Source organism: Streptomyces sp. NPDC002817, from assembly GCF_053592055.1.
This window is the reverse complement of sequence record NZ_JBSFUY010000025.1, coordinates 106,881-119,861: the sequence shown is the minus strand read 5'-3', so window position 1 is coordinate 119,861 and position 12,981 is coordinate 106,881. Positions and strand designations below refer to the sequence as shown.

12 protein-coding genes are annotated in these 12,981 nt (G+C 70.3%); 6 read left to right on the top strand and 6 right to left on the bottom strand.

The window, feature by feature from the left end; all coding sequences use genetic code 11:
- The 4 genes from ACWD3I_RS35155 to ACWD3I_RS35140 form a co-directional block, all read right to left on the bottom strand.
- Positions 1–1,719 (bottom strand): ABC transporter substrate-binding protein, encoded by a 1,719-nt coding sequence (locus tag ACWD3I_RS35155; protein WP_365401549.1) that lies wholly within the window; start codon positions 1,717–1,719, stop codon positions 1–3.
- 148 nt (positions 1,720–1,867) lie between these two features.
- Positions 1,868–1,960 carry an Ms4533A family Cys-rich leader peptide gene (locus ACWD3I_RS35150; protein ID WP_323185132.1) on the bottom strand — a complete coding sequence of 31 codons (93 nt, stop codon included), beginning with the start codon at positions 1,958–1,960 and terminating at the stop codon, positions 1,868–1,870.
- A gap of 56 nt (positions 1,961–2,016) precedes the next feature.
- Complete coding sequence (locus ACWD3I_RS35145; RefSeq protein WP_451084270.1) at positions 2,017–3,363, bottom strand: DUF3152 domain-containing protein; 1,347 nt, start codon at positions 3,361–3,363, stop codon at positions 2,017–2,019.
- A gap of 308 nt (positions 3,364–3,671) precedes the next feature.
- Positions 3,672–4,727, bottom strand: a complete 1,056-nt coding sequence (locus ACWD3I_RS35140; RefSeq protein WP_365401542.1) for an alpha/beta fold hydrolase — start codon at positions 4,725–4,727, stop codon at positions 3,672–3,674.
- A 164-nt stretch (positions 4,728–4,891) separates the two neighbouring features.
- On the opposite strand from ACWD3I_RS35140, the gene ACWD3I_RS35135 reads away from it, so the two are divergent.
- From ACWD3I_RS35135 to ACWD3I_RS35120, 4 genes are all read left to right on the top strand, one after another.
- Entirely contained in the window at positions 4,892–5,110 is a 219-nt protein-coding gene (locus tag ACWD3I_RS35135) for a hypothetical protein (protein ID WP_365401539.1), read from the top strand.
- 191 nt (positions 5,111–5,301) lie between these two features.
- Positions 5,302–5,943: a TetR/AcrR family transcriptional regulator gene (locus ACWD3I_RS35130; protein ID WP_365401536.1), complete on the top strand. Its 642-nt coding sequence runs from the start codon at positions 5,302–5,304 to the stop codon at positions 5,941–5,943.
- Positions 5,944–6,079: 136 nt separating this feature from the next.
- The gene (locus ACWD3I_RS35125; RefSeq protein WP_046262201.1) at positions 6,080–6,307 is read left to right on the top strand and encodes a DUF3107 domain-containing protein; all 228 of its coding nucleotides are present in this window, start codon (positions 6,080–6,082) and stop codon (positions 6,305–6,307) included.
- Between the two features lie 196 nt (positions 6,308–6,503).
- On the top strand, positions 6,504–6,773 hold the full coding sequence (locus ACWD3I_RS35120) for a hypothetical protein (protein ID WP_267016455.1): 270 nt from the start codon (positions 6,504–6,506) through the stop codon (positions 6,771–6,773).
- A gap of 111 nt (positions 6,774–6,884) precedes the next feature.
- Here ACWD3I_RS35120 and ACWD3I_RS35115 read toward each other — a convergent pair whose 3' ends face one another.
- A complete protein-coding gene (locus ACWD3I_RS35115; RefSeq protein ID WP_266888354.1) occupies positions 6,885–7,622 on the bottom strand; it encodes a ferritin-like fold-containing protein in 738 nt (245 codons plus the stop codon).
- A 494-nt stretch (positions 7,623–8,116) separates the two neighbouring features.
- On the opposite strand from ACWD3I_RS35115, the gene ACWD3I_RS35110 reads away from it, so the two are divergent.
- Both ACWD3I_RS35110 and ACWD3I_RS35105 read left to right on the top strand, forming a co-directional pair.
- Positions 8,117–10,762 (top strand): DEAD/DEAH box helicase, encoded by a 2,646-nt coding sequence (locus ACWD3I_RS35110; RefSeq protein WP_365401532.1) that lies wholly within the window; start codon positions 8,117–8,119, stop codon positions 10,760–10,762.
- A 249-nt stretch (positions 10,763–11,011) separates the two neighbouring features.
- Positions 11,012–11,920, top strand: a complete 909-nt coding sequence (locus ACWD3I_RS35105; protein ID WP_365401528.1) for an alpha/beta fold hydrolase — start codon at positions 11,012–11,014, stop codon at positions 11,918–11,920.
- Here the strand turns inward: ACWD3I_RS35105 and ACWD3I_RS35100 are convergent.
- Positions 11,917–12,819 carry an NYN domain-containing protein gene (locus ACWD3I_RS35100; RefSeq protein WP_365401583.1) on the bottom strand — a complete coding sequence of 301 codons (903 nt, stop codon included), beginning with the start codon at positions 12,817–12,819 and terminating at the stop codon, positions 11,917–11,919. The two genes, ACWD3I_RS35105 and ACWD3I_RS35100, sit on opposite strands and share 4 nt — an antisense overlap.
- Positions 12,820–12,981 lie beyond the last annotated feature (162 nt).

Genomic DNA, 12,981 nt, shown 5'->3' with positions numbered 1-12,981 from the left:
CTACTTCACCGCGACCTGCGAGATGTCCAGCACCCCGGTCCAGTCGCTGATCACGACGTTCTTGATGTCCTTGCCCACCAGCCGCTTGTAGACCGGGTGGAACAGCGGCACGGTCAGCGCCTGCTCACCGATCTTCTTGTCCAGTGCGCCCCACCGCTTGGCGGCAGCGTCAAGATCGGTCAACTTGTTGATCGAGTCAATCTCGGCATTGACGGACTTGTCGTTCAACAGGCCCGTGTTGAAGTTCGCGCCGTCCTTCACGATCTGTCGTCCATCGAAGATCGGAGCGAGGAAGGGACCGCCGGACGGCCAGTCCGCACCCCAGTGGGCGAGGAAGAAACCGGGCTCCGTCTTCACGGTGTGGATCTTGTCGGAGTAGTCGTTGTCCTCCAGACCCTGCAGCTTGACCGTGATGCCGGCCTTCTTGAGCGCGTCCTGGATCGCGGTCGCGATCTCCGGGCTGGTCTCGAAGTCCTTGGCGTTGGAGTGGGTCAGCGTGATGGTGAGCCCGTTTGCGTAACCGGCCTCCTTCAGCAGCTCCTTGGCCTTCGCCGCGTCGCCGGCATCACCCGCCGGGAACAGGTCGTAGGGCTCGTGGCCGAAGGACTTCTGGTTCGGCAGGAAGGTGGTCGCGGCCTCGGCCAGCGACGAGCCACCGGCGGCGTTCACGACCGACGACCGGTCGATGGCGTACGAGATCGCCTGCCGCACCTTGACGTTGTCGAACGGCTTGACCGTCGGGTTGAACGCTATGTAGTTCGTGTAGCCGAAGTGCCCGGTACCGACACGAGCGGCCAGCTCCTTGTCGCCCGTCACCTTGGCGAGCTCGGCAGGCCCGAGGTTGGTGTCCGTGGTGACCGCGGTCGAGTCCGTCCCCTGGGACGCGGACAGCCGCTGGTTGATCACGGAGGAGTCGAGCCCGGACTGTACGTCGACCTTGTCCGGGTAGGCCTTGCGCTCGGCGTCCGTCGAGGCGGACCAGTACGTGTTGCGCTCCAGGACGAGGTGCTCGCCGTCGTTCTCGTTCTTGACGACCTTGTACGGGCCGGACGAGATCGGGTGCTCCTCGTACTTCGTCCCGGTGTCCTTGGCCTTCGGCACCGGCGTGAACTGCGTCTGCGTGGCCAGGTACGGGAACTCGCCCTCGGGCTTGTTCAGATGGAAGACGATGGTCCGGTCGTCCGGCGTCTCGATCGCGTCGAGCCCGCCCTTGTCCTTGTACGGCCCCTGGTAGTCGGCCGCACCGACCAGCCAGTCCCGCAGATAGGGGGCGCCACCCGACAGCTCGGGCGCGAAGGACCGCTCGATGCCGTACTTGATGTCGGCGGACGTGATCGCGGTGCCGTCCTCGTACTTGAGGCCCTTCTTCAGGGTGTACGTCCACACCGTGGCGCCCTTGCTGGGGCGCCCGGTGTCGGTCGCGAGGTCCGGGACGACCTCGGCGCCGGCCTCACCGTTCTCACGGTTGCGAGTGGTGAGCGTACGGAAGACCAGGGACGGGACGTTGCCGCCGCCGGAGGTGTAGAGGCGAGCCGGGTCGAAGTCCTGCTGCGGGTTGGAGTTCAGGACCGACAAGGTGCCGCCCTTGTGGGGCGTGGAGTCACCACCGGAGCCCTTGGCATCGTTGTCCTCAGGCCCGCAGGCGGCGGCGCCCGCGGCCAGAACCAGGCTTACGGATGCCGCGGCCACGCGGCGCGCTGTGACGGACGGTTGACGCATCGGAGACGACCTCTCGAATGGTGAGACAGACAGACAAGGGGTGAGACGAAAGTGAACAGAAGTCTGCCCGGGCGTCAGGTCGTCGAAAAACCGTGACCAGGTCACGGGAAAGGAAAAAGATCGCGACGCGAACGCCTGAGGGCGGACGTCAGCGACAGTGAATGTCGGCCACGCACAGTGCGGTCACGCCGATGAGCGCCAGCTCGATGGCGGCGCGAACGGAGGCGTGACGGGGCGACATGCGCAGCAATATGTACGACTTTTCTGCGCATGTCAACGCGGCACAAGTGGCGCCCGTCAACTCCCGGGGTAGGCCCAGGGGTTGGCTTTGCACGTGATTCCGTCGTGGTTCAGGAACTTGGTCTGCTGCTGCATGACCGGGGCGAGTTCGCCGTTCTTGTCGCAGGTCACGTGGTGGTAGCCGAGCCGGTGGCCGACCTCGTGGTTGATCAGCATCTGCCGATAGGCGTGAATTTGATCACCGTAGGTCTTGGACCCCTGAGCCCACCGATAGGCATTGATCATCACGCGCTCGGTGGAAGCCGAATCACAGGACACGTTGTCCACGGTGGTGTCCAGACCGGACTTCGCACACCACTCCCCGGTCGTCCCCGGACTGGCGAGCGTGATCACGAAATCGGGCTTGCCTGAGTAGATGCGCTCGAAGGTGCGGGCACCGTTGTGGGCCCAGCTCCGGTCGTCGTTGAGCGTCTTCTGCACGGCCTCGGCGAACAGCTCGCCGTCGAGCCCGAGCCCCTGCTCGACATCCACGCGATAGGTGAACTTCTGTCCCGTGCCGGGCGCCTTGTCGATGCCCTTGACCGCGTCGAACTTCCCCGAGCCTTCGAGCTTCGCGTCGAGGGCGTACCGCCGGCCCATCTTCTGCTCGTACGTCAGCGCCACGCCCGGCGACGAGGACGGCGTCGGCCGCCCGTCCGAGCGCGAGGCCGAATCCCGGGCGTCCCGCGCCTGGTCGGTGGCCGACTGCGACCGTACGGCGTCGTCGTCCCGCCCGTCGGCGACCTGACCTGCGACGACGATGGCCAGCACGGTGGTGACGGCGGCGGCCGCGATGCCGGTGAAGGCCCGCCCCTTGCCGCCCTTCTGCTGTGTGGGCCCACCGATGGGCGGCTCGTCGTCGTCGCCGTCGGTAGGTGGCTGCGGCGCGGTCCGCCAGTCGGTGACGGAGGCGTACGGGTCGGCCGGCCCCTGAGGTGAACGGGGCGCAAAGACGTCCTGGTCCCCGAAGGCGTCGAGATACTCCTGCCGAGGGCTCGCCGCCCCGGTCTGCCGGGGTCCGCCGGGAGGCGCCTGCCGCTGCCGCGGTATCGCGACACCGGGCGCACCAGCCATGCCGTGCGCCCCCGACTCACCCCATGCACCGCCTGCTTCACGCTGCTCGGGGTGACCGCCACGGACCCGGGGTGTGCCGTGCGCGGGGGTGCCGTCGGAGAACCTGGGCGTGCCGTGGGCAGGGGTGCCGTCGGGAAAGCGGGGCATGCCCTGTGCGGGAGTGCCGTCGGAGAACCTGGGCACCCCCTGCGCGGGCGTCCCGTCGGCGAACCTCGGCACACCATGAGCCGGCGTCCCGTCGGCCAAGCGCGGAACCCCCCGTGCGGGCGTCCCGCCCCCGAACCGCGGCATCCCCTGCGCCGGAGTCCCGTCGGCGAACCTGGGCACCCCCTGCGCGGGCGTCCCGTCCGGGAACCGCCGAACCCCCTGTGGAGCCTGCCGGTAGACCGGATCCCCGTACACCGAGGGCCCGCCCGGCGCCGGCATCCCCTGCCGCGGCGGAGCGCCCTGCGGCGGACGTACGGCTCCTTGGCGAGGCGAGGCACCCTGGGGCCCCGGAGCGCCCTCGGACTGCCGGCCATCTCGTTGTGCGGCTATGTCCGCGGGGTCACTCTTGGGAGCAGGCCCGCGGCGGCGACTGTGTCGTCCCACCCCGCCCCTCAGCTCCCCGCGCTCGCGGCCTCGGCCGCACTGTCGGACGCACCGGCACTCACAGACGCCTCATCACCGAACGCGCCCACAGACCCGTCCACGTCGTCGGAACCCCCCGTGTCCGCAAGGAAATCCCGGAACGCCCGGGACAGCGTGTCCGGATACTCCATCATCGCCACATGCCCCGCCTCCGGCAGGGTCAGCAGCCGGGAGTCACGGAAGGACCGGGCCGCCTTCCGGGCCATGCGATAGCCGACGAGCTGGTCGCGGCCGCCGTAGACGAGCAGGGTCGGTGCGAGGACCCGCTCGGCCTGGCGCCACAGCGCGTGCTGCCCGCCGAGCGTGTACGCGTTGACCAGCCCGCGCGCGGAGCGTGTCATCGCGTCCCAGAAATAAGGGAGTTGCTGCCGTCGCTCCATCTCCTCGACGGCATGCCGGAACCCCTCCGGTGAGACCCGCGCGGGATCGCCGTAGCAGAGCGCCGTGACGCCGCGGACACGCTGCTCGGCCGTCCAGTCCCGGCTGAGCCGGGTGAACAGCGCGGCCACGCCCGGCACCGCGAGCAGCGCGGTGGGCACCGCGCTGCGCTGTACGCGGATCTCGGGGAGCGCCGGCGACACGAGTGTCAGCGTCCGCACCAGGTCGGGGCGGACCGCGGCCACGCGCGTGGAGACCGCGCCGCCGAGGGAGTTGCCGAAGAGGTGCACCGGCCCGCGGCCGGAAGCGTCCAGAAAACGAATCACCGCACGCGCGTGTGCGGTGATCGAGTAGTCGCCGTCGTCCGGCGGCGGCGAGTCCCCGAACCCGGGCAGGTCGACGGCCTCACCGTCGAGAACACCATCGAGCTCCAGCATCAGCGCCGACCAGTTCTGCGAGGAACCGCCGAGGCCGTGCACGTAGAGCGCGGGCGGCAGGCCCTCGCGCGCGGGCGGTCTCGAACGCACCGACAGCGTGATCCCCGGCAATCCCACCGACCTGAGCCGCTCACCCTCCGCCACCCTGACGGGCGTCACCTTCGGGAGCACATTGGCGGCCGGTACGGACGGCAACTCGGTCGAAGACATGCGGCAATGTTACGAGACGATCACGCAGTGGTTCATGTGTTCGCCGTCACAGAGACCACGTACATCGCATGGCGTCCGAATCGCGTGTCTCCTAGGCTCGTACGCAGGGCACCCGCATGTGGCCCCCTGCACCAGTCAGGGACGTTCTAGGAAGGGAGCCCGCAATGGCCTACGACCCCAGCGACCCCGATACCTTCGAGGACAGCGGCGGTGACGTCGAGCTCGACGTCGAGGCCCCCGAGGGCGACGCCGCCGAGCAGCAGACGGCCGTCTCCCAGGACCGCGACGACCCACTGACCGGCGTCGACACGGACGAGGCCAACGAGGCCGACCTCATCGAACAGGCCCGCGTCGTACAGATCGACGAGGAGGACTATCGGTGACGCCCCGGGCTCCATCACCGAGCAGGAGCGCGACAAGCGCTGCCCGCTAAGTACCCCTTTGAAACCTTCGCGGGGCTTTCGCCGCCGTCCGGTACGTGAAATTCTGCGCTCGCACCGCGCACACCACGGTTACCGAAAAGTACGATGGCGGCGCGGCGCACACCGCAAGTGGACGACTTATGGGAGGCGGCGTGACAGCCATCGAGCAGACAGAGGCGGCACGCCCTCGAGGTACGCGCCTGCCGCGCCGTGCCCGACGGAACCAGCTGCTGGGTGCCGCACAGGAAGTCTTCGTGGCGCAGGGCTACCACTCGGCCGCGATGGACGACATCGCCGAGCGCGCCGGAGTCAGCAAGCCGGTGCTCTACCAGCACTTCCCGGGCAAGCTCGACCTCTATCTCGCACTGCTGGACCAGCACTGCGAGTCCCTGATCCAGTCCGTCCGGCACGCGCTCGCGTCGACCAGCGACAACAAGCAGCGTGTACGGGCGACCATGGACGCCTACTTCGCGTACGTCGAGGACGACGGCGGCGCCTTCCGCCTGGTCTTCGAGTCGGACCTGACCAACGAGCCCGCCGTGCGCGAGCGCGTCGACAAGGTCACGAACGAGTGCGCCGAGGCGATCTGCGAGGTCATCGCCGAGGACACCGGCCTCTCGCGCGCGGAGTCGATGCTGCTGGCCTCGGGCCTGGGCGGCCTCGCGCAGGTCGTGGCCCGGTCCTGGCTGCACAGCGACCGCAGCGTGCCACGCGATCAGGCGGTCCAGCTGCTGACGTCCCTGGCATGGCGGGGCATCGCCGGTTTCCCGCTGCACGGCATCGATCACCACTGACCCGACACTTTGTTCCCGCCCGCTGTTCGCTCCTGGCGTTCTTGCGCGGAGCGTGAACGTCCCCTCACCGGGCTAATGTGTGCTGGGTACGGCGCGCAAGGTCGCGCACTTCACTGACCGTCGGAGGGACATAGCCGTGGAGGTCAAGATCGGCGTGCAGCACGCGCCCCGCGAGATCGTTCTGGAGAGCGGTCAGAGTGCCGAGGAGGTCGAGCGCGTGGTGGCCGAGGCACTCGCCGGAAAGTCGCAGCTGCTGAGCCTCACGGACGAGCACGGCCGCAAGATCCTGGTCCCGGCGGAGCGCCTGGCCTATGTGGAGCTCGGCGAGCCGGCCCCGCGCAAGGTGGGCTTCGGCGCGCTGTAGACGGACGCACACGAGAAGGGCCCGGCGACGTGAGGTCGCCGGGCCCTTCTCGTCGTACGGGCAAAGCTCCGCAAGATTTTTTCTCCACATTTGGAGCACAAGTCACCCACAGAGGAGGATTGCATTCCGCAGGTCACGGGTATGACGGGCTACGACCGCAATGCGCAGCGTGACCGTGTGGGAGGGACCTCAAATGATGTTGCTGGAAGCGCTCGGTTCCGCATTGCTCGGTCTCGTCCTGGCAGCGGTGGCAGCTCACCGGCTGGCCCACCGGCTGCCCGCCCGCTCCCTGGTCATGGCAACGGGCGTCGCCGGAGCCCTGTTCGGCGCGTTCGTGACGCACAGCGCGCTGGGCGCGGGCAGCATCCTGGTGAACCTGATCGGCGCGATGGTCGTCTCGGCCGCGTCCCTCTCGCTCCTGCTCCGCCCAGCGGGAAGACTCCGCCGTAGGTCGGCACCGGCGTAAGCCAGATATTCTCGAACGCCCTGAGGGAAGCACCCCTTCAGGGGCGAGGGGAACTGCGCGACCAGCCCCCACAACCGGCAATCGCGCAACAACCCAAGCCCCCAAGGAGCGCTACGCAGCCAACCCCAGCGCAGCCATCCGCTTGGTGTGCGCCTCGGTGATCCGCGAGAACATCCGCCCGACCTCGGCCAGATCGAACCCGTCGGCAACCCCGCCCACGAGCATCGTCGACAGCGCATCCCGGTCCGCGACGACCCGCTGCGACTGCGACAGAGCCTCTCCCATGAGACGCCGCGCCCACAGAGCGAGACGCCCACCCACACGCGGGTCGGCGTCGATGGCCGCCCGCACCTTCTCCACGGCGAACCCGGCATGCCCGGTGTCGTCCAGCACCGCCAGCACCAGCTCACGGCTGTCCGAGTCCAACCGCGCCGCGACCTCCCGATAGAAGTCACTGGCGATCGAGTCACCGACGTACGCCTTGACGAGGCCCTCCAGCCAGTCCGAGGGCGCCGTCTGCCGGTGGAAGCCGTCCAGCGCGGCGACGAACGGCTCCATGGCCGCCGTCGGCTCCGCACCGATCTCGGTCAGCCGGTCGCGCAGCTTCTCGTAGTGGTGGAACTCCGCCGACGCCATCTTGGCCAGCTCCGCCTTGTCCGCGAGCGTCGGCGCCAGCTTGGCGTCCTCCGCGAGCCGCTCGAACGCCGCCAGCTCCCCGTACGCGAGCGCGCCGAGCAGATCCACGACAGCGGCCCGGTACTGCGGTTCGGCGGAGGCCTTCGCCCAGTCCTGGGCGGCGACTCCGGTGGGTTCGGGAGAAGCGTCGGAGGTGTTGTCAGGCGTCGTCATGAAGCGCACAATAGCCCGCTCCCCGCGCGGCGGAAGTCCCTGGTAAAGCAGTGTGACGACGACTACGTGACCAAATCGGCCATCGCATGTGCGCGTTTCCGGGGTATGGTGGTAATGCGCCTGCTGAGTACGCACGTCTATGAGGACCGCGTATTTCGACGGGCCGCACGTATGAGGATGCCCGGTCGGTGGCCCCGGTCGGCTCCGACCTGACAGCTCTCCTTGGCCGTACGGCACTGTGCGTACGGCATCCGGAGGGACCCTCAGCGGTTCGAGCGCTTGAGCGTCGGCAGAGGTCCCGTGCCATTACGGCTAGCCCCGTAAGGCGGTCGACGTCCCCAGCACGGTCCTAGACGACCCCCGAGCTCGCCTCGCACCGCGCACACAGAAGAGGCAAAACCCTGACTACGACGTTCAGAGATCTCGGAATCCTTCCCGAGACCGCCGAGGCCCTCGAGGCCGTCGGCATCATCAACCCCTTCCCGATCCAGGAGATGACGCTCCCCGTCGCCCTTTCCGGCACGGACGTCATCGGCCAGGCCAAGACCGGCACCGGCAAGACGCTGGGCTTCGGCCTCCCGCTCCTCGAGCGCGTCACCGTCCCCGCCGATGTCGAGGCCGGCCGCGCGAAGCCCGAGGACCTCACCGACGCCCCGCAGGCCCTCGTCGTCGTCCCCACGCGCGAGCTGTGCCAGCAGGTCACCAACGACCTGCTGACCGCGGGCAAGGTCCGCAACGTACGCGTTCTCGCCATCTACGGCGGCCGGGCGTACGAGCCGCAGGTCGAGGCCCTCAAGAAGGGCGTCGACGTGATCGTCGGCACCCCGGGCCGACTGCTGGACCTCGCGGGCCAGAAGAAGCTCAGCCTCAAGCACATCAAGGCGCTCGTCCTCGACGAGGCCGACGAGATGCTCGACCTGGGCTTCCTGCCCGACGTCGAGAAGATCATCAACCTGCTGCCGGCCCGCCGTCAGACGATGCTGTTCTCGGCGACCATGCCGGGCGCGGTCATCGGTCTCGCGCGCCGCTACATGTCGCAGCCCACGCACATCCGCGCCACCGCGCCGGACGACGAGGGCCAGACGGTGCGCAACACCGCGCAGTTCGTCTACCGCGCGCACAACATGGACAAGCCCGAGATGGTCGCGCGCATACTGCAGTCCGACGGCCGGGGACTGGCCATGGTCTTCTGCCGTACGAAGCGCACGGCGGCCGATCTCGCCGACCAGCTCCAGCAGCGCGGTTTCGCCTCCGGCGCGGTCCACGGCGACCTCGGCCAGGGCGCGCGTGAGCAGGCGCTGCGTGCCTTCCGCAACGGCAAGGTGGACGTCCTCGTCTGCACCGACGTCGCCGCTCGCGGCATCGACGTCGAGGGCGTGACCCACGTCATCAACTACCAGTCCCCCGAGGACGAGAAGACGTACCTGCACCGCATCGGCCGTACCGGCCGCGCGGGTGCCAAGGGCATCGCGATCACTCTCGTCGACTGGGACGACATCCCGCGCTGGCAGCTCATCAACAAGGCGCTGGAGCTCAACTTCAACGACCCGCCGGAGACGTACTCCACCTCCCCGCACTTCTACGAGGAGATGAACATCCCCGCGGGCACCAAGGGTGTCCTGCCGCGTGCCGAGCGCACCCGCGCGGGCCTCGCCGCGGAAGAGGTCGAGGACCTGGGCGAGACCGGTGGCCGCGGTGGCCGCGGTCGCGGTGACCGGAACGACCGGGGCGACCGAGGTGGCCGCGGTGGCCGGGACGAGTCCCGTTCCGCCGACCGCGAGCGCCCGGCCCGTACGCCGCGCCGTCGCCGTCGTACGCGCAATGGCACACCGCTGGACGGGGCCGCCGCACCGGTGGGCACGACCGCGCCGGAGGAGACCGCGGTGACCGAGGACGCGTCCGCGTCCCGCACCCCGCGTCGCCGTCGCCGCACGCGTAACGGAGCCGCCTCGCTGGAGTCGGTGCCGGGCACGGCCACGGCGTCCGAGGCCGCGGAGGTCGCGGTCGACACGGCCGAGGCCGCGGAGACCAGGCCGCGCCGTCGCCGTAGCCGCAGGTCGGAGACGGTCGCCGTCGAGACGCCGGTCGCCGTCGAGGTCCCGGAGGTCGTCGCGGAGGTCAAGCAGTCCGAGGCGCCCGCCGCCGAGGCCACCGAGACGAAGCCCCGCCGCCGTACCCGCAAGGCCGCGGAGACGGTCGCCGTCGAGACGCCGGCCGTCGTCGAGGTCGCGGAGGCCGAGGCCCCCGCCGCCGCGCCGCGTCGCCGCACCCGCAAGACGGCCGCCGCCGCCGAGACCGCGGTGGACACGGCCGAGGGCACGGAGACCAAGCCGCGCCGCACCCGCAAGGCCGCTGCCGAGGCCGTCGTCGACACCGCCGAGGCAGTGGAGACCAAGCCGCGCCGCACCCGCAAGACGGCCGCCGCCGCCGAGACCGTGGTCGACACGGCCGAGGCCGCCGAGGCCAAGCCCCGGACCCGCCGCACCCGCAAGGTCGCCGAGACCGTCGCGACTGTCGCCGAGATCCCGGCGCAGGCAGCGGAGGAGCCGGAGACCAAGCCGCGCCGCACCCGCAAGACGGCCGCCGCCGCGGAGACCGCGGTGGACACGGCCGAGGGCACGGAGACCAAGCCGCGCCGTACGCGCAAGACGGCCGCCGCCGCCGAGACCGCGGTCGACACGGCCGAGGCCCCCGCCGCACCGCGCCGCCGTACGCGCAAGGTCGCCGAGACCGCCGAGGCAGTGGTCGACACCGCCGAGGCCACGGAGGCCAAGCCCCGGACCCGCCGCACCCGCAAGGTCGCCGAGACCGTCGAAGCCGCTGCGGCTCCGGAGGTCACCGAGGCCAAGCCGCGCCGCACCCGCAAGGCGACGGCCGCCGCCGAGACGGCCGTCGACACGGCAGAGGGCACGGAGACCAAGCCGCGCCGCACCCGCAAGACGGCTGCCGCCACGGAGACGACCGAGGCCAAGCCGACGCGCGCCCGCAAGACGGCTGCCGCCACCGAGGCCAAGCCGGCTCGCACGCGGAAGGCGGCCGCGGCCGCCGACATCCCGGCCCAGGCCGCCGAGGAACCGGAGGCCAAGCCGCGCCGCCGTACCCGCAAGGTCACGGCCGCCGCTGAGTCCGCGGAGAGCTGACCGCCCATCCGACGGCCCGGCCCACATCACGTGGGCCGGGCCGTCGGCGTTTCCGGCCTTCTCCTGAAGTGCGAGCCCGGCTCCCACACCCACATGGCCCCTCGCCCCGGAGCGGCGAGACCGCCGCCTCACGAACCCGCCTCACACCGCGGCGTGCCGTCGACCCACCACGCCCCGCCAGGGTCCCGCATGGCCCACCTCACACAGCCACCGCCGCCCTCCACCCGCCCCGCCGGATAGCCTCAGGGCATGAGCAGGCCCCCCACCTTCGCCCCGCCCCCAGGCGCCCGCGCCCACTCCCTGCGCACCGCTCGCGGTGAGTTCGCCGTCGTCGACGCGCCCGTGGCGGACGGCGTCGCCCTCAGAGGGACCGCTCTGCTGCTGCCCGGGTTCACCGGCAGCAAGGAGGACTTCAACCCGCTGCATGTGCCGCTCGCGGCGCGCGGGTACCGGACGGTCGCGGTGGACGGACGCGGACAGTTCGAGTCCGGCGGCCCGGTGGACGACGAATCGGCGTACGCACAGGACGAGTTGGCGAAGGACGTGCTCGCGCAGGCCGCGGCCCTCGACGGACCCGTGCATCTCGTCGGGCACTCGCTCGGCGGGCAGATCGCGCGGGCCGCCGTCCTCCTGGACCCCGGCCCCTTCCGCTCCCTCACCCTCATGTCCTCGGGCCCCGCCCAGATCTCCGGCTCCCAGCAGCAGCGCGTGAAGCTGCTCCGGGACGCGCTGACGGTGATGAGCATGGCGGCGGTGTGGGAAGCGATCCAGGCGATGGAACCGCCGGAGGAGACCGACACCGGGGGCGAGCTGGACTCCGGGCTCGACGACCGGGAGGACCTGCGCCGGCGCTGGATGGGCACCAAGCCCGCCCAACTCATCGCCACCGGCCGCCAGTTGTGCGCCGAGCCGGACCGGGTGGCCGAACTGGCCGCCGTACCGCTGCCGTTCCACGTACTGTCCGGCTCGCACGACGACACCTGGCCGGTGCCGCTGCTCGACCACATGGCCGTCCGGCTGCGGGCCCGCAGGACCGTGATCCCCGGCGCCGAGCACTCCCCCAACACGGACCGCCCCCTGGAGACGGCCCGCGCCGTCGCCGACTTCTGGGACGGCGCCCGGTCACTCCAGCAGGGCCGGGCCGCCGAGAGCCGCTAGTACTGCTTCTGCAGGTGCTCCCAGAACCCGTCCCGCAGCGCCCGCCGCAGATCCGCCTGCCCCCGCAGGGAGTACTGCAACAGCCCTTCCGCCTCCACCAGCAGATCCTGGTCCACCGACCCCGGCAGATAAGGGTGCCCCGGCAGCAGTTCCCCCACCGTCTCCCGGCCCCGCGCCGCCAGCCACTTCGCCGCGATCTGGGCGCCCACGAAGCGGACGTCCTCGCGGCCGGGCCGGTTCACCGAGGTCTCGTAGCCGGCGGACGTACGCCGTGACACGTACGGCTTGAAGAAGTCGAGGTCGAGGACGCGCTGGCTGTCGACCTCCCACAGCAGCGGCTCGGCCTGGTTGCGGCCCTCGGGCGCCTCGATGCCCCACAGATGGACGCGGGCGCCGTACCCCTGGGCCGCCTCGACCGCCGAGACCAGGTCCTCGTCGCCGCCGAGCAGGGCCGCGTCGCTGATCGCCCGGTGCCGGGCGAGGGACTCCAGATCGGTCCTGATCAGTGAGTCGACGCCCTTCTGCTGGTTGTTGGCGTTGAGATTGCCCAGCCGCACCTTGACGTCCGGAAGCTCGGCGATCGTCTGCTGCTCGGAGGTGTGGATGCGGCGCCGGGCGCCGTCGTACCAGTAGACCCGCAGCAGCCTGCTGTCCGCGAAGATCGTGCGGGCCCGGTCGATGAGCGCCTCGATCAGCCCCTCGGCGTCCAGGTCGAAGGCCCGGCGGTCCTCGGTCCCGGCGACCAGACGGCCCGCGGCCGCGTACAGATACCCCGCGTCGACGAAGATCGCATGGGTCGAGGGCGTCTTCGCCACTTCGGCGAGCATGCGCGTCAGCAGCTCGTTGGTGTGGTCGATGCGGGCAGTGAGTGCCGCGAGGTCGTCGTTCATCGCCTCCATTGTCCCGGCGGTCACGCTGCGAACACAACCGGTCCCGGTCGGTCTCCGAAGAGACAGCGGAGAGTCGCTTACCGGTCAGTAGTTAGCCGTTCGAAAAATTTCTTTAGCGTAGGGAATGTTTGTAACGCGCACCCCGTTGACTACCTACGTACGCAGTAATTC